The organism is Acinetobacter sp. IK31 (assembly GCF_035615195.1).
Lineage (GTDB): Bacteria > Pseudomonadota > Gammaproteobacteria > Pseudomonadales > Moraxellaceae > Acinetobacter > Acinetobacter calcoaceticus_C.
This window is the reverse complement of the sequence record NZ_JANBOB010000016.1, coordinates 1-16,756: the sequence shown is the minus strand read 5'-3', so window position 1 is coordinate 16,756 and position 16,756 is coordinate 1. Positions and strand designations below refer to the sequence as shown.

Annotated in this window: 13 protein-coding genes; 7 read left to right on the top strand and 6 right to left on the bottom strand. The window is 39.1% G+C overall.

Annotation, left to right across the window (positions count from 1 at the left end):
* Positions 1-51 precede the first annotated feature (51 nt).
* The 4 genes from MSG66_RS08705 (at position 52) to MSG66_RS08690 (ending at position 6,133) form a co-directional block, all read left to right on the top strand.
* Complete coding sequence (locus MSG66_RS08705) at positions 52-675, top strand: TetR/AcrR family transcriptional regulator (RefSeq protein ID WP_133971064.1); 624 nt, start codon at positions 52-54, stop codon at positions 673-675.
* Positions 676-845: 170 nt separating this feature from the next.
* Positions 846-3,530: a phosphoenolpyruvate carboxylase gene (gene ppc, locus MSG66_RS08700; protein WP_324653663.1), complete on the top strand. Its 2,685-nt coding sequence runs from the start codon at positions 846-848 to the stop codon at positions 3,528-3,530.
* 297 nt (positions 3,531-3,827) lie between these two features.
* Positions 3,828-5,123: a solute carrier family 23 protein gene (locus MSG66_RS08695; RefSeq protein ID WP_042895980.1), complete on the top strand. Its 1,296-nt coding sequence runs from the start codon at positions 3,828-3,830 to the stop codon at positions 5,121-5,123.
* Positions 5,124-5,227: 104 nt separating this feature from the next.
* The gene (locus tag MSG66_RS08690; protein WP_324653659.1) at positions 5,228-6,133 is read left to right on the top strand and encodes a LysR family transcriptional regulator; all 906 of its coding nucleotides are present in this window, start codon (positions 5,228-5,230) and stop codon (positions 6,131-6,133) included.
* Here MSG66_RS08690 and MSG66_RS08685 read toward each other — a convergent pair.
* The 3 genes from MSG66_RS08685 to ilvD all read right to left on the bottom strand — a co-directional run bounded on the left by MSG66_RS08685 (position 6,130) and on the right by ilvD (position 10,373).
* Positions 6,130-6,861: a sulfite exporter TauE/SafE family protein gene (locus tag MSG66_RS08685; RefSeq protein WP_202743251.1), complete on the bottom strand. Its 732-nt coding sequence runs from the start codon at positions 6,859-6,861 to the stop codon at positions 6,130-6,132. The two genes, MSG66_RS08690 and MSG66_RS08685, sit on opposite strands and share 4 nt — an antisense overlap.
* A gap of 78 nt (positions 6,862-6,939) precedes the next feature.
* Positions 6,940-8,229, bottom strand: a complete 1,290-nt coding sequence (locus tag MSG66_RS08680; protein WP_324653656.1) for a hypothetical protein — start codon at positions 8,227-8,229, stop codon at positions 6,940-6,942.
* 314 nt (positions 8,230-8,543) lie between these two features.
* On the bottom strand, positions 8,544-10,373 hold the full coding sequence (gene ilvD / locus MSG66_RS08675) for a dihydroxy-acid dehydratase (RefSeq protein WP_003654323.1): 1,830 nt from the start codon (positions 10,371-10,373) through the stop codon (positions 8,544-8,546).
* Between the two features lie 348 nt (positions 10,374-10,721).
* Between ilvD and fmt the strand changes: the two genes are divergently transcribed.
* Complete coding sequence (gene fmt / locus MSG66_RS08670; protein ID WP_324653652.1) at positions 10,722-11,684, top strand: methionyl-tRNA formyltransferase; 963 nt, start codon at positions 10,722-10,724, stop codon at positions 11,682-11,684.
* A complete protein-coding gene (rsmB, locus tag MSG66_RS08665) occupies positions 11,681-12,982 on the top strand; it encodes a 16S rRNA (cytosine(967)-C(5))-methyltransferase RsmB (RefSeq protein ID WP_202743253.1) in 1,302 nt (433 codons plus the stop codon). Before fmt ends, rsmB begins: the two co-directional genes overlap by 4 nt.
* A 39-nt stretch (positions 12,983-13,021) precedes the next feature.
* On the opposite strand, the gene MSG66_RS08660 is transcribed toward rsmB, so the two are convergent.
* Both MSG66_RS08660 and MSG66_RS08655 read right to left on the bottom strand, forming a co-directional pair.
* Positions 13,022-13,165 carry a methionine/alanine import family NSS transporter small subunit gene (locus MSG66_RS08660; RefSeq protein WP_003654330.1) on the bottom strand — a complete coding sequence of 48 codons (144 nt, stop codon included), beginning with the start codon at positions 13,163-13,165 and terminating at the stop codon, positions 13,022-13,024.
* A gap of 12 nt (positions 13,166-13,177) precedes the next feature.
* Positions 13,178-14,656, bottom strand: a complete 1,479-nt coding sequence (locus MSG66_RS08655; RefSeq protein ID WP_133971052.1) for a sodium-dependent transporter — start codon at positions 14,654-14,656, stop codon at positions 13,178-13,180.
* Between the two features lie 648 nt (positions 14,657-15,304).
* Between MSG66_RS08655 and MSG66_RS08650 the strand changes: the two genes are divergently transcribed.
* Positions 15,305-16,006, top strand: coding sequence for a TIGR04219 family outer membrane beta-barrel protein (locus MSG66_RS08650; RefSeq protein ID WP_262473167.1), 702 nt, complete (start codon positions 15,305-15,307; stop codon positions 16,004-16,006).
* 62 nt (positions 16,007-16,068) lie between these two features.
* On the opposite strand, the gene MSG66_RS08645 is transcribed toward MSG66_RS08650, so the two are convergent.
* Positions 16,069-16,665, bottom strand: a complete 597-nt coding sequence (locus MSG66_RS08645; RefSeq protein ID WP_324653648.1) for a glutathione S-transferase family protein — start codon at positions 16,663-16,665, stop codon at positions 16,069-16,071.
* Positions 16,666-16,756 lie beyond the last annotated feature (91 nt).

The window sequence follows — 16,756 nt, the reverse complement described above, 5'->3', positions numbered from 1 at the left end:
TAAAGAAAAACTTATAAATTGCTATTTTTTAAATTTTTGTCAGAGGATTTTGTGCAAACAGTTAATCAAAGTGGACGCCCCAAAGATCTAGAAAAACGTGCTCGGATCCTACAAGCCGCGAAAGCTATTTTTTTAAAATCTGGTTATCACGGTACCAGCATGAACCAGATTGCACAGGAAGCAGGTGTCACTAAGCTCACGGTTTATAACCACTTTCAAGATAAAGCCAACCTGTTTATCTGTGCAATTACAGAAACCTGTGAAGAGACACTGTGTACTAAACAATTTGAATTAGATGCATCGGCAGACTTTTATCAAGCGCTCTTTATTGTATGTTCACGCGCCTTGCAAATTATTTACTCACCTGAAGCGCTTAAACTTGAGCACGTTTTATTTGAACTCGCAGCAGAACAAAGCCCTTTAGCTGAACAATTTTTTACTGCATCTCATACCCGACTTCAAAATCAGTTAGCCGCATTCCTCCAAAAAGCAGCTGAATTAGATTTTATTCAAGCCGATGATCCGATCTATCAAACAGAGCTTCTTTTAACTTTATTGCTTGGTGTACGTCACCATAAGGTTCTACTTAGAATTATTGCTGTACCTAATGCACAAGAGCTAGACCAGATTATTCAAGATGCAATTAATTTATTCTTACTCAAATATCGGAATTAAACCAAAGTCCGATTGCTAAAAGTTGCCCTGAGTGCATGTCTACTTTTAAGATGCCATAGGCGAATTAAATGTTATTTTTTAAGCAAAAATTCACATTTTCTTACGCTCAAAGCTTGGAATGTTTGTTAATCGCGCTATATTCGATAAGAATAAGAACAGGAGAAAATAGCATGGTTCAGCAAATCGATGCGCCACTGCGTGAGGATGTCCGTTTACTTGGCAATTTGTTAGGTGAAACCCTAAAACAACATGCAGGACAAGAACTGTTTAATCAGATCGAGCAAATCCGTGCTCTTGCCAAAGGTGCACGTGATGGTCAAGCTGAAGCCGAAAAGCAACTAGAACAATTATTTTTGGAACTACCCGATGAAGAGCTACTTCCTCTTACCCGCGCTTTTTCTCATTTCCTAAATTTTGCCAATATCGCCGAGCAATATCATGTGGTTCGTAGCCGCAGACAGGCAGAATTTGATTCGGATGCCAACTCTCCGAATCCGCTTGTTCATCTATTTGAAAAATTCAAAGACAAAAGTATTTCGACAGAAAAACTATTCCAACAAGTTTGTGATCTTGATATCGAGCTGGTACTTACGGCACATCCAACTGAAGTTAGTCGTCGTACACTCATTCAGAAATATGATGATATCAATGCGTGTTTGTCTCAGCTTGATCAGCAAAAACTTACTCCCCGTGAACGTCAAAGTGCACTTGCGAACTTAAAGCAACAAATTAGTTCGGCATGGCAAACCGATGAAATTCGTCAACATCGTCCGACTCCTGTTGATGAAGCAAAATGGGGCTTTGCAACCATCGAACAAACGCTCTGGAATGCTGTACCTAAATTTGTTCGTGAGTTAAATGAGTTGGTCCAACAAAATTGCCAACAAAATTTACCACTGAACATTGCACCAGTGCGTTTTGCATCTTGGATGGGTGGAGACCGTGACGGCAACCCAAATGTTACTCATCAAATTACGCAAGAAGTGCTGTGGTTATCTCGCTGGCAAGCTGCCGACCTATATCTAAGAGATATCGAAAACTTACGCTGGGAACTTTCGATCCAAACCTGTTCTGAAGAAATGATTCAGGCCATTGGTAACCAACATGCAGAACCTTATCGTGAATATTTACGTGCAACACGAGAACGCTTAAAAGCGACTCGTCACTGGTTAGCTCAACGTTTGCAAGGCTTAGAAGCAGACGACAGCAATGTCATTAAAAGCAAAGATGAACTTTTACAACCTCTTTTGCTGTGCTACCGCTCTTTAATCGACAGTAACCTACCAGAAATTGCCAATGGTCAATTGCTCGACTTTATCTATCGTGTGAACTGTTTTGGTATTGAACTACTTAAACTCGACATTCGCCAAGAATCAGGTCGTCATCGCCAAGCCATTTCAGCAATTACCGAATATTTAGGTTTAGGTAATTTTGAATCGTGGACCGAACAAGCGCGCCAAAACTTCCTGATTCAGGAACTACAAAGCAAACGACCACTTTTACCAAAATATATTAATGAACCTGAAGGCAGTTTGATTGGACACCCAGATGTTCAAGAAGTATTTGCGACCATGCGTACTTTGGCAGACCAGCCACCTGAATCTTTAGGGGCCTATATTATTTCTATGGCTGAATATCCAAGCGATGTTTTAGCTGTATTATTATTGCAAAAAGAAGCTGGCATTCAGCACCCTCTACGTGTAGTTCCCCTATTTGAAACCTTAAAAGATTTAGATGGCGCTGCAACTACCATGAACACGCTGTTCAATATGCATTGGTATAAACAGCACATTCAAGGTAAACATGAAGTCATGATCGGTTACTCCGACTCTGCAAAAGATGCTGGTTTCATGTCTGCCAACTGGGCGCAATACCGCGCTCAAGAAGAGCTGACTGCAATTGCTCAAACACACGGCGTACAGTTGACTCTGTTCCACGGTCGTGGTGGTTCAATTAGTCGTGGTGGTGCTCCAACTCAACAGGCACTATTTTCACAGCCACCGGGTTCGATCTCTGGTGCAATCCGAGTTACAGAACAAGGTGAAATGATCCGCTTCAAATTCGGTTTAGAAGGAATTGCCATGCAAAACCTTGAAATCTATACCGCTGCCACACTCGAAGCGACCTTACTCCCACCGCCTGAACCTAAAGCTGAGTGGCGTGAAATCATGAACCGTATGACAGATCACTCTGTTAAGGTCTATCGTCAAACAGTGCGTGAAAACCCACACTTCGTTAAATATTTACGTACCGTCACACCTGAGCTTGAATTACAAATGCTGCCATTAGGCTCACGCCCAGCAAAACGTAAAGTCAGTGGTGGTATTGAATCTTTACGTGCGATTCCTTGGGTGTTTGCATGGACCCAAATCCGTTTAATGCTACCTGCATGGCTAGGTACAGGGGCCGCTATTAACGAAGTGATTGCAGACCAGCAAAAAGCAACACTCGATGAAATGCTACAACAATGGCCTTATTTCCAGACCCTCATTGATATGCTGGAAATGGTATTGTCTAAATCTGACGCCAATATTGCGCTCTATTACGAGTCACATCTGACTGAAGATGAAGATTTAAAAATATTGGGCAATGAATTACGCCAGCGTTTAAAAGATGCTGTTGAAACCCTGCTTGCATTAAAAGATGAATCAAAACTGCTGAGCAATAATGAAGTTCTTGATCAGTCTATGCAGGTTCGTAAGCCATATTTACTTCCTTTGCATCTTTTACAGGCTGAACTGATGAAACGTCGCCGTGACTATCTTGCTGAGCGTCAGGCAGAAAACACACCTGTTGATCATGCGCTTATGGTGAGTATTGCAGGTATTGCTGCTGGTTTACGTAATACAGGCTAAGCTGATTTTACCGATCGTTTGACAAAGCAGTGCATCTTGATGTGCTGCTTTTTACTTGCAAAATTCTCTATTTTTCTTAAATTTTCCTCGATTTTCTATTTTTTAGAATATTTTTTTAAAATCAAAAAATTAGGCTTTATAAGAAAAAAATAACTAATTCCTTATATTTAGAATTCATAGAATTATACCAATCGTTAAAAAATAATTATTTTTCACTCACATACTTCTCTCTAGAGATTAAATGCATTCTCAAGAAAGAGTATCATTGCACCAATTAAAGAATAATGAGCTTATTTTATGTCCAATTGGTTTCCAAAATGGCAGCCTTACCAAGGTGATATTGACCACCGACCGGTCTCTACCAATGAATATCTCCCACCAGTTCAAAGTGCTATTTTAGGTATCCAGCATGCTTTTGCCATGTTTGGAGCAACCGTTTTAGCACCATTACTCATGGGTTTTAACCCGAATCTTGCCATTTTAATGTCTGGAATCTGTACCATCCTGTTCTTCTTAATTACAGGGGGCCGTGTTCCAAGTTATTTAGGTTCAAGCTTTGCTTTTATTGGGGTTGTTGCAGCAGCAACTGGACATATTACGGGTTCTGGCGCAAATCCAAATCTGTCTATGGCGTTAGGTGGAATCGTAGCGTGTGGTGTGTTTTACGCCCTCATCGGTTTTATTGTGATGCTCACTGGTACACGCTGGATTGAAAAACTCATGCCGCCTGTCGTTACTGGCGCAATTGTAATGATCATTGGTTTAAACCTTGCGCCCGTTACCATTAAAGGTGTTGCAGGCCAACCTTTTGAAATGTGGATGGCACTCATTACTGTACTTTGTATGGGGAGCATTGCGGTCTTTACTCGCGGCTTATTACAACGTCTACTTTTATTGGTCGGTCTAATTTTGGCCTACGTGATTTATGCTATTACGACCAATGGTTTAGGTTTTGGTAAACCAATCGATTTTAGCCAGATTTCAGCGGCTGCATGGTTCGGCATCCCAAGTTTTTCGCACCCTACTTTTGACACTAAAGCCATGCTAATTATTGCACCCGTTGCTCTTATTTTAGTGGCAGAAAATCTAGGGCATATTAAAGCTGTAGGTGCGATGACGGGAGAAAACCTGACTCCACAATTAGGCAAAGCATTTGTCGCTGATGGCTTGGCAACCACGCTCTCTGGTAGCGTAGGTGCACCGGGTATGACGACTTATGGTGAAAACATTGGTGTTATGGCGGTAACTCGCGTGTACTCAACCATTGTTTTTGTTATTGCTGGTGTCTTCGCAATTTTCTTAGGTTTATCTCCAAAGTTTGGTGCAGTCATTAGCACCATTCCAAGCGCGGTTCTCACAGGCGCGTCTATTGTCGTGTTTGGTTTAATTACCATTGCTGGTGCGAAAATCTGGATTGAAAATAAAGTCGATTTTTCCAACAATAAAAATCTGATTGTTGCTTCTGTAACAATTATTTTAGGTGCTGGAAACTTTGAATTGACGTTTGGTAATTTCAATTTAGGTGGCATTGGTACAGCAACTTTTGCAGCCATTATTTTGAACTGGTTATTTAGTTTAAAAGATAAAACTTAAGTTCCTAAAGGCAGCATCCGCTGCCTTTTTTATTATTATTTTTCACCACCTTTCTATTCCAGTTTTTAGTATGATGAATTTTTGTATTTCAATACGTTCCTATTATGCGTTTTGATTTTTTCGATTTACAACTGGTTCTTCATATTGTCTCTACAGGTAGCTTGACCAAAGGTGCTAACCGTTCTGCTATTTCCCTTCAAGCTGCTAGCGAACGCATTAAAAAACTCGAACAATATTTTGATACACCTTTATTTATTCGCCATACCACTGGCCTCGAGTTAACATCTGCTGGACATGCTTTTGTCGAACATGCTCGTCAGCTTATGGCACAAAAAGATCAACTAGAACAAGAAATGCAGCGCTTTAGACAAAAAGCTCCAGAATCATTGACGCTTTGGTGTAACTCCTCGGCACAAAGTGAATATTTGCCCCCGCTCTTGCCTCAATATCTGGTACTTCATCCTGAAATTAATATCGATTTACATGAAGCTGAAAGCTCCGAAATTGTAGAAGCATTAACTAAAGGTGTGGCCAGATTAGGACTCGTTTCAAGCTTTTTTGACACTCGGCATTTACAGACGCAAGAATTCGCTAGTGATCCTTTAGTTTTGATCTGCCCTGCCGAACATGCTTTAGCACAGTACCGAGAACTAAATTTGGTAGATGCTTTGAACTATGGCTTTATTGGCCTTATGCCGCATCACTCTTTGCAACAATCCATTGAAACCCAAGCCAAGCTATTAGGTTTTAACATACAGTATCGTTTACGTTTACCTAATTTTGGCGCAATTGCAGAAGTTGTTGCTAAGGGAGTCGGAATTGCCATTATGCCAGCCCGTGCAGCTCAACGCTTGCAACCTGACTATCGTTTCCATTCAATTCAATTACTCGGAGCATGGGCAAATCGTAAATTGTTATTAGCCACCCAAAATTTTGCTCAACTCCCTCAAAGCTATCAATTGTTTTCCAAGTTTTTACTACAACATCGTCCTCAAGAAGACGGACGTTAGTGCAAAATCATATATATTCCCAACGACATTAAACCTATAAAAAATATACGGCGAAATATCTGCTCATTGAGTCGATAACGGATTTTTTTACCTATCCACATTCCTACTAATGCCGCCAATAAAGCCGCGAAAGATAAACGATAATCCAGTGTTATTCCTGACATAGGGTTATGCTGTAAAAAGACTGCCAGACAAATAGTTGATACCGTAAAAGTCAGCCCCAAAGCCTGTACTAATTCATCACGTTTTAAATGTAAAGACTGCAAATAAGGTACGACAGGAATAATAATGACTCCGGTTGCGACAGTGACTGCTCCGCCAATATACCCAATCACAGGAGATAACCAACGCTCATACTTCCCTAAGTGCGGAAGCTTTTTAACGCATAGGCCATACAACCCATATAAAGCTAGCATACAGCCCAACAAAATCTCGCTACTGTGCCCATGGCTTTGATTTAAAGTAGGTAAAAAGCTCCATATTGACCCAACCACAATACCGACGAGCAAAGTCCAGAAACGGCGAATAAAAGACCAGACATGACCTTCAGCAAAAAGCTGCCAGACATTGGTCACCATTGAAGGAACGATCAGAAGTGAAGCTGCTTGAAATGGGCTCATTGCTATGGTGAGTAGGCCCATCGATACGGCAGGTAAACCTAAACCAATCATGCCTTTAATCATGCCAGCAAAGGCAAATACCACCATAATAATTGCTAAAAAAGTCACTGTTTATCTCCGATTCCTTACAAGGTTATGCTACGGAAAAAACAGGCCTTGCCCTATTCTTGTTTTTAGGAGAAGGCCTCAATTAGAAGTTGAGGCCGTTTTATATTTTTCTTCTAATACATTGCTAAAAATACTTTCAATCATCCAAACTCGGTACAAGCTATTAAAGACATAGCTTTGATCATTAATACGCAACTCTAAAACTGGTAAATCAGGCTGATGCTTATTTTTGCAAAGTGCATCATTTTGCGCTAGAACAGATGGTATATCCTGCTCGGTTAACTGCTCAATTCCCAACTGTTGCTGTAATTCTTGGAAATGCTTTTGGAAAGATAAGTCTTTTCCTTTCGTCCAGACTGCTTGCAAAATACTAAATATCGTATCGATTTGCTGATTTTCCGACACGCTATAGAAAAGCTTTGCCATTTCAAGCGTACTTTCTTCTGTAGGGCGGCAAAAAGGGGTAAAAGCTACATCTGTTCGTTTAGAAACACGTGTTGCCAAACTCCAGTCAAACCAGTCTCGGCCTTGATAGCTTAAAGGGTAAACTTTTAATTGAATGTCGTAATAATCAGCCAGTTCTTCCTTAATATAGGCAAGCAACAGCCAACTCATCGGATCTTCTAAAGCAATATATATATCGAGTTCAGGATGAAGTGTCTGAATCTCAGTCAGTGCCTCAGCATCATTAATTAAATGTTCACGCCATTCGATATGATTAATTAAAAAGATTGGATTGCCTGTAAGCAGTTTTTGCTGTTTTAGACGACGAGTTAAACGCAATAAATCATCTACTGCATGATATTTACGTCCACCAAACTCAAAATATGCCGCCGTTACAGCCTCATCCGTAAAAATACGTTCTGAAAAATGTTGAGGAAGCTGATGTTTAACCGCCATGGCATGAAGTGTACGCAGCTTTCCATATTGTTGCTGCCAAAGCATGTGAAAAATATCTTCTAATAAGTGTAAGAAATTCTGACCTTGTAATGGGGTTCTTTTTAATATGACAGCGGCCTGTTTTAAAGATTCTTGGCTTGGGATTTCGGGAAATTCATCAAAAGCAAAACGGTGTTGTTTGGCCAATATTTTGGCATCATTTAAACAATAATTTTGCCATTCTTCATGCGACATACTGTTCGGAGGTTCAGATGCCGTGTGGGAAATAATAATTTTTAAAGGTTTGAGCTCATCACTTAAAATTTCATCGAGCTGAGACAATTGCTGAACAGCTAAATAGCTATATACATCATCAAGTCGTAAATAAATACTTAAACCATTTTCCGTGGGTAACACCGCTTGACGAGACGGTTTTTGGTAAAACCAACTCGATCGGATAGGGTCAAACCAACGGCGTAGCAGTGACATGAATAGTGCCTCTAAAAAAATAAATCCTAAGCGAGATCAAAGATTGCTTTGATCATAGTCAAGGTATAACAGTAGTCAAGATTGAAAGTATGACTACCTAAGATCACGCAGAAAATAAGTCATGTTTTTAGCAAGTTTCTGCGTAGGTGAAGATTTTATCACCATTTTATGTCAATCCCATAGAATGATCTAAAAACACCTTTTTCTACAAGCTGATTTTTTTTACCAGACATGAAAAATGCACCCTCAACATGATAGCAATTCATCGTGTTGATAGGTGCATGCTTTCTACTCAATTATTAAAATTGAATATTTTAGAGAACGCGTACAGCTCCTTTTGCTGCACTTGTTGTATGCATTGCATAAACTTTTAACGCTTTTGATACCTTACGTTTACGTTCTTCTTTCGGATGCCAGCCTTTCGCTTCTTGAACTGTACGACGGTGCGCCATAGTCGCATCATCAACATTTAAATGAATGGTACGGTTTGGAATATCAATTTCAATGGTATCACCATCTTCAACCAAACCAATTGCACCACCTTCAGCAGCTTCTGGCGAAACATGTCCAATCGAAAGACCTGATGAACCACCAGAGAAACGCCCATCTGTAACTAATGCACAGTCTTTTCCTAAACCTTTTGATTTAAGATAGCTGGTTGGGTAAAGCATTTCTTGCATACCCGGTCCACCACGTGGGCCTTCGTAACGAATAACAACAACATCGCCAGCTTTAATATCATGACCCAAGATTGCATCTACAGCAGCATCTTGACTCTCAAACACGCGCGCTGTGCCGGTAAATTTTAAAATAGATTCATCTACACCCGCAGTTTTTACAATACAGCCATCAAGAGCGATGTTGCCGTATAGCACAGCTAAACCACCATCTTTAGAGAATGCATGTTCTGCATTGCGGATAACGCCTTTTTCACGATCGCCATCTAAAGTTGCATAGTAACGATTTTGAGAGAATGCAACTTGTGTTGGTACACCACCTGGAGATGAGCGATAGAACTCATATACGTCTGCATCTTCAGTACGAATAATATCCCACTTGTCCAACGCATCTTTTAACGTTTTCTCATGGACTGTTGGTAGTGATACATCAAGTAAATTCGCACGATCAAGTTCACCTAAAATGGCCATAATGCCACCTGCACGGTGTACATCTTCCATATGAACATCTTGTTTTGCAGGCGCTACTTTAGACAATACAGGAACTCGACGTGATAACTCGTCAATATCATCCATAGTAAAGTCAACTTCTGCTTCACTTGCAGCAGCCAATAAATGTAGAACTGTATTGGTTGAGCCACCCATTGCAATATCAAGCGTCATCGCATTTTTAAATGCAGCCTTTGTTGCAATTGAACGAGGTAAGATGCTTGCATCTTCTTGTTCATAATAGCGCTTAGCCAATTCAACAATAAGCTGACCCGCTTTTAAGAATAATTTTTTACGGTTAGCATGAGTCGCAACAATCGAACCATTACCCGGTAAAGATAAACCTAAAGCTTCTGTTAAACAGTTCATTGAGTTTGCAGTGAACATACCTGAACATGAACCGCAGGTTGGACATGCCGAACGTTCAAATTCTTCAACTTCTTCGTCTGTATAACTTTCATCAGCCGCAACAACCATTGCATCAACAAGGTCAATCGCTTTTTCATTACCACGGAATTTGACCTTACCTGCTTCCATTGGTCCACCAGACACAAAAACTACAGGAATATTCAAGCGCATCGCAGCCATGAGCATTCCCGGAGTAATCTTGTCACAGTTAGAAATACAGACCATAGCATCAGCACAATGCGCATTTACCATGTATTCAACTGAGTCAGCAATCAAATCACGTGAAGGCAGTGAATAGAGCATGCCGTCATGCCCCATTGCAATACCGTCATCTACTGCGATCGTATTAAACTCTTTAGCAACACCACCTGATGCCTGAATTTCTGCTGCAACAAGCTGCCCTAGATCTTTAAGATGTACATGGCCCGGAACAAATTGAGTAAATGAATTGACCACCGCAATAATCGGTTTGCCGAAATCCTCATCTTTCATTCCTGTTGCACGCCATAAGCCACGTGCGCCAGCCATATTTCTTCCGTGTGTCGATGTTTTTGAACGATAGTCAGGCATTAGTGTTTCCAACAAGTTGTGCTTGAGCGAAATTTCTCCCACTCTGGCTGAATGATTCTGATATAGCGTTAGATCAGTCGGAATATTGACTCATCATCATAATTTGATCATTCTCCATTCTATAGAAGCAAATAATATTCTGAAAGCCAAGAACAGTAATAGTCAGTCAATATTTGGCAAAACTTCCATGAATAATTTTTTATTTTTTCATAACCTTTTTTTATCAATAAAAATTTTTGAATAATTTTTTGTTCACTATTTAAAAACCAAACGCCTCAATAGCTATGAGTTTAGGGCTTCAATCGTTTTTCACGTATACTACCCACAAACTCTTTTTGGAATGCATTTGTGAAAATTATTTTTGCTGGCACCCCTGAATTTGCTGCAACAGCATTGGCGGCTTTATTAAAAACTTCCCATGAAATTATCGCGGTTTATACCCAACCAGACCGTAAAGCTGGTCGCGGACAAAAATTAACACCATCTTCCGTAAAACAGCTTGCCCTTGAACATAATATTCCTGTTTATCAACCACTTCATTTTAAAGCGTCTACAGAAGAAGGGCTTGCAGCTCAACAAGAACTTGCAGCTTTAGGTGCTGATGTAATGGTAGTCGCTGCCTATGGTTTGATTCTTCCACAAGCTGTGCTCGATACACCTAAATATGGCTGTTTAAATATCCACGGTTCATTATTACCACGTTGGCGTGGTGCTGCACCAATTCAACGTGCGATTGCAACAGGTGATAAAGAAACAGGTATTACGATTATGCAGATGGCTGCCGGTTTAGATACAGGCGATATGATGTATAAGACCTTTTGTCCAATCACTAACGAAGACACCTCAGGCAGCCTACACGACAAATTAGCAGCTCAAGGTGCAGAAGCGATTTGTGCAGTTTTAGAATCAGAAGCAACATTACAAAAATATCTGGCAGAACGCGAAGTTCAAGATGAAGGCTTAACGGTATATGCACATAAATTAGTAAAGTCGGAAGCTCGAATTGACTGGTCAATTGATGCTGTTCAACTTGACCGAAATATTCGTGCTTTTAATCCTTGGCCAGTTGCCTTCATTCAGCTTGATGAGAACAACGCTCTACGTGTCTGGAACTCAACAATTTCAGCTCAGACTAAATCAAATACCCAAGCTGGTGAAATTATTTTAATTGATAAGCAAGGTGTACATATTGCGTGTGGTCAAGACTCGTTTATTTGTCTGACCAGTGTGCAATGGCCAGGCGGCAAAGCAATGAATGCCCAACAAATTGCACAAACCCAGAAACTTCATGTAGGACAAATTCTGCCATGAGTCAGGCCTTTTCTCATTCGTCACGTTTTAACTTACGTGCTCAAGTCGTCCAGACTCTATTAAAAGTTCAGCAAGGTCACTCTCTTGCCAGCATTTTAAATACACAGCTTAATCAAGTCGCAGAACGAGACCGTGCGCTATTTCATGAACTTGTTCTAGGAACATTACGTCAATGGTTTGCTCTTAAATCAATTAGCTTACCTTTACTCAGTAAGCCATTAAATAATGAGACTGTTGAAACTTGTCTGTATGTTGGTCTCTACCAAATTTTATGCACACGTATTGCAGCACACGCTGCGATCTCAGAAACAGTAGATGCTACCAAACAACTTGGGTTCCCCGCACTCAGCGGTATTGTTAATGCGATCCTCCGTCGAGCTACTCGTGAAGATGAGTTTCAACAAGGTTTACAACATGCACATGGCTTACCGAGTTGGCTTTATAAACGTGTAAAAAAAGATTGGGGAGAACAAACCGAATTTCTTTGCCAATCTTTAAAACAAATTGCTCCTTTAACCTTAAGGGTTAATCAACGCCATATTGGTCGAGATGCTTATTTAGCAAAACTACAAAGTTTAGACATACAAGCACGTGCGTGTATTTTATCTGAAGCAGGCATCGTTCTTGAACAATCGGTTCAAATTACTCACTTACCTGGTTTTGAACAAGGCTGGGTTTCTGTACAAGATGAACACGCTCAACTTTGTGCAGAACTCTTGCCAGACTTAAATAATAAAACTGTGATTGATGCCTGTGCAGCACCAGGTGGAAAAACAGCTCATTTACTCGAAAAATTTAAGCCAGCACAACTGATTGCTATTGATCAGGACTCTAACCGTTTAGTCCGTGTGACTGAAAATTTAAATCGTTTAGCACTTGATCAGAGCCATACAGAAATTCTAGCAGCAGATGCAACCGAATGGGTTCCAGCACAGCCAGTAGACTGTATTGTGCTAGATGCACCTTGCTCTGCAACAGGCGTTATTCGCCGCCATCCTGATATACGTCTGTTACGCCAATCTACAGATATTGCTCAAACTGCCGATTTACAAAAGCAGATTTTGGAGCACATGTGGCAACAGCTTAAAGTTGGAGGCACGCTGCTCTATATTACCTGTTCGATTTTAAAAATCGAAAATGAGCAACAAATGATGGCTTTTTTTGCTGAACATACAGATGCAAAAGAGATCAAGATTGTAGCTGATTGGGGAATTGAACAAATTCATGGTCGACAGTTGCTACCACAAGCACAGTCTGGTGATGGATTCTATTATTGTAAAATTCAAAAAATCGCATAAAAAAAGCAGGCTTCGAGCCTGCTTTTTATTAGATCAGTATCAAAGCGTATGCTGATCTTTTACCTCTTCTAAAACGTCATCTAACTCTTCAGGATGCTTCGACAAATGCAGAATGGATAAAGCTAATCCACCCCATAAAAACACCATCGAAATTACCATCATTACGATTGCTGAAGTATTCATTATTCTATTCTCCTAGCGATCTTTCATTTTGCTTAACGCGATTGCAACGACCGCACAGAAAATCACACTGCCCCAGCCGAATACACCTTGCAAACTCATACTATAAGTATCATAGCCATTTTTGATCAAATTAAAAACAGTCATACTGAGTGTGGTTAACAAGATTAATGACGTAATGACCGTTAGAGTAAAATCCCATCCCTTACCCAATTGAATGGTTGAGATACGGTTCACATGATCACGAAGTTCCATCAACGCAGAACGCTTAAACCAAGCTATACTAATAATCGATAGTAATGCACCACCAATAATCCCGATGTTATTAATAAAGTGGTCAACAATATCAACAAGTTTAATTGCGTTTACACTTGAGAATAAGATAATCGATACAAGCGCACTACCGCCGCCAATAATTGTTACAGCTTTTTTACGGCCCCATTTCAACTTATCTTGCATTGCTGCAATAGGCACTTCCAAAATACTTACCATCGAAGAGATACCTGCGACGAAAAGTGAAGAGAAGAATAAGAAACCAAATAAATCGGCGCCTGTACCTAAACTTGAAATAATTTTAGGGAATGCAATAAATGCTAACCCAATCCCACCACTCACTACATCTTTAACTTCAGTACCAGCCGCATGTGCCATAAAGCCAAGCGCTGCAAAAATACCAATACCTGCCAAAATCTCTGTTGACGCATTAGCAAAACCAACGATTAAGCCAGAACCAGTTAAATTGGTTTTCGGTTTCAAATAAGATGAATAAGTCACCATAATCCCGAAACCAACAGATAGTGAGAAGAAAGTATGGCCATACGCGGCTAACCAAACTTTATAATCCATCATTGCAGACCAGTTTGGCGTAAAGAATGCATTCAAACCTTGAGCTGCACCTGGTAAACGCAATGACTGAACCACTAAAATAGTAAATAAAATGAATAATAAAGGCATGAAAATCTTATTTGATAATTCCACACCTTTTTTCACGCCACCATAAAGAATGATTAAAGTAAGTGCCCAAATCCCCACAATCGGCCAGAATAAATGACCTACAAACTGTAGATCAAAACCAGTCGCTTTTGAGGTTTGCAAATAAGTATTAAAGAAGAAACCTTCTGGATCACTTCCCCACATTTGACCAATAGAAAAGTAAACGTAACTGCCTGCCCACGTCAGAACGCTTGCATAATACAAACCGATGATGATACAGACACATACCTGCCACCATCCTAATGTTTCTCCACCTTTAAATAAGGCACGATACGCTTTAGGAGGCGAACCAGTACTACGATGACCAACCGCATAATCTAAAAATAGTAAAGGTAAACCAGCAGTAATAAGTGCCAATAAATAGGGAATAAGAAACGCACCACCACCATTTTCATAAGCAACGTATGGAAAGCGCCAAATATTACCTAAGCCTACAGCCGAACCAACGGCTGCAATAATAAAACCAGATCGTGACGTCCAGTTTTCACGAGAATCTGTCATAGAACACCTAATGTTAAAAGATTGCTTATTTTTACTGCTATTGTTGATTGTTATTCCGCATGCAAAAAAAGAACCAAAAGAATACTTTTGTGTTTGTAGAAAATAAAAAGAACCTTTTGAGTATTTTTATTCCCTTAACAAACAAGCAAAAATAGAAAATTCTTCCTTAAAGATTTTTGTCCATTTTTTGCTCCTATATAGCTGAACAATACCTGTTTTTATTTCTTTTTACTGTAATTTCCGTCAGAAATTTTACGAATTTTCTAAGTTTTTTTCACAATTGGTTATTTTTCAGCTTATCTTTACGCCCTAAAGCTTAGGTTCAGACATTATTGTTCAATGATATTTTATTCCAATTCATTGAAAGAGCTCTTCAATTACTCGACTTATCCAGTAATTTATTCTTAACTCTTCAGTTTTCAATTAAGATTTAAATGTCACCTTACTGTTAGATGACAAAATTTATACTAAAATTTTTATATGCTTAGTGACATCAAAATTAATAAATAAATATTAGTTATTTGAAATACATGAATTTTTATTCAGTCTCAAAAAATCTTATAGATATATACTCGATAGGCTTATTTTTTATCAATGCATCTGTAGCAAGATGTCTATATCATGCGCTTAAAGATTTCTTTTATGCGGATGTTCAAAGTGAAAATATTAAAAATATCTTTATTAACGCTCGGGATGGGCTTAAGTGGCTTTGCTCAAGCAGACTTTGTTGGAGTAAAAGGAGACGTAGGCTACTGGTTTTATGATGGTAAAGCTAATATGTCTTCTCAATTCCCTAATGATCAAGATTTAGATCAAAAAGGCAGTGCTCAGCTCTCATTGTCAGTAGAACACCCGATTCCATTTATTCCAAATGCAAAAATTCGTTATGTAAATTTAGATACTCAAACTAAATCAGAAACCTTAGGTCAAGCTAATTATAAAGTTGATTTAGATCATAGCGATTTTATTCTCTATTATGAATTACTAGACAATATTGTGAGTGTAGATGCGGGACTTGGTGCAACTGTATTAAATGGTGATATCACTGCGTATACAGGCAAGCGTGTGGATATTGATAAAACATACCCTATTGCTTATTTGTCTGGTGAAGTAAAACTTCCATTTACGGGCTTAAGTGCTAAAGGTGAAGCAACTTATACAAACTTTGACGATGCACGAATCACAGATGCATCAGCAGAAGTAAAATATAAATTTGCAGATAATCTACTCATTGATCTTGGTTTAACAGCAGGCTATCGCGTACTCAATATCGATTTAGATGACTACGATAACAACGATCTTAAGTTTGAGTTTAAAGGCCCCTATGTAGGTTTAGAAGCTCACTTCTAAACCAGAAAAAACTCAAAATTTCTCTCATACTTAAAAAGAACTCCCTGTGAGTTCTTTTTTAATTAACTCATACCTACATAACCTGAATATTTTCGAATTCTTTGGCACCATGCCTGAATGTTGGGATATAAATTTAAATCGAAGCCACCTTCATCAGCTACATGGGTATAGGCATATAGTGCAATATCAGCAATGGTAAGGTTCGGTCCAGTAAGATAATCATTCTCTATTAATACTTTATCCATAATAGATAATGCCTTATGCCCTTTTGGCTGTAAATTATAATATTCGGCTCTTCTATCTTCTGGTAAACCTAAATATTTATTAATAAAACGGGCAACAGCAATAAATGGTTCATGGCTATACTGCTCAAAGAACATCCACTGATACATTTTGGCTTTAATAAAAGGATCTCTAGGAATAAATTTTGTTCCCTCAGCTAAGTAACCTAAAATAGCATTCGATTCACTCAAAACACGACCATCATCCAGAGCTAATACAGGTATTTTTCCATTAGGATTTAAGGATAAAAACTCTGTTGTTTGAGTATCTTTTTTTAAAATATCAATATGAATCCATACATGCTTAATATTTAATAAGAAAAGTAATAATTTAATCTTATAACAATTACCGGAACCTACATCCCCATAGATTCTCATAAGTAGTTCTCCCTTATTATTTTAGCTTAAATAGATAATTTTCTTATTATTTATAGCATAAATCTTTCATGGTATTTCCAGTTTACTTTCC

What these genes read in the sequence shown, in the direction of transcription:
- ppc (WP_324653663.1), top strand. Translation starts at nt 846, where the DNA reads ATGGTTCAGCAAATCGATGCGCCACTGCGTGAGGATGTCCGTTTACTT.
- MSG66_RS08695 (WP_042895980.1), top strand. Translation starts at nt 3,828, where the DNA reads ATGTCCAATTGGTTTCCAAAATGGCAGCCTTACCAAGGTGATATTGAC.
- MSG66_RS08690 (WP_324653659.1), top strand. Translation starts at nt 5,228, where the DNA reads ATGCGTTTTGATTTTTTCGATTTACAACTGGTTCTTCATATTGTCTCT.
- MSG66_RS08680 (WP_324653656.1), bottom strand. Translation starts at nt 8,229, where the DNA reads ATGTCACTGCTACGCCGTTGGTTTGACCCTATCCGATCGAGTTGGTTT.
- ilvD (WP_003654323.1), bottom strand. Translation starts at nt 10,373, where the DNA reads ATGCCTGACTATCGTTCAAAAACATCGACACACGGAAGAAATATGGCT.
- rsmB (WP_202743253.1), top strand. Translation starts at nt 11,681, where the DNA reads ATGAGTCAGGCCTTTTCTCATTCGTCACGTTTTAACTTACGTGCTCAA.
- MSG66_RS08660 (WP_003654330.1), bottom strand. Translation starts at nt 13,165, where the DNA reads ATGAATACTTCAGCAATCGTAATGATGGTAATTTCGATGGTGTTTTTA.
- MSG66_RS08655 (WP_133971052.1), bottom strand. Translation starts at nt 14,656, where the DNA reads ATGACAGATTCTCGTGAAAACTGGACGTCACGATCTGGTTTTATTATT.
- MSG66_RS08650 (WP_262473167.1), top strand. Translation starts at nt 15,305, where the DNA reads ATGTTCAAAGTGAAAATATTAAAAATATCTTTATTAACGCTCGGGATG.
- MSG66_RS08645 (WP_324653648.1), bottom strand. Translation starts at nt 16,665, where the DNA reads ATGAGAATCTATGGGGATGTAGGTTCCGGTAATTGTTATAAGATTAAA.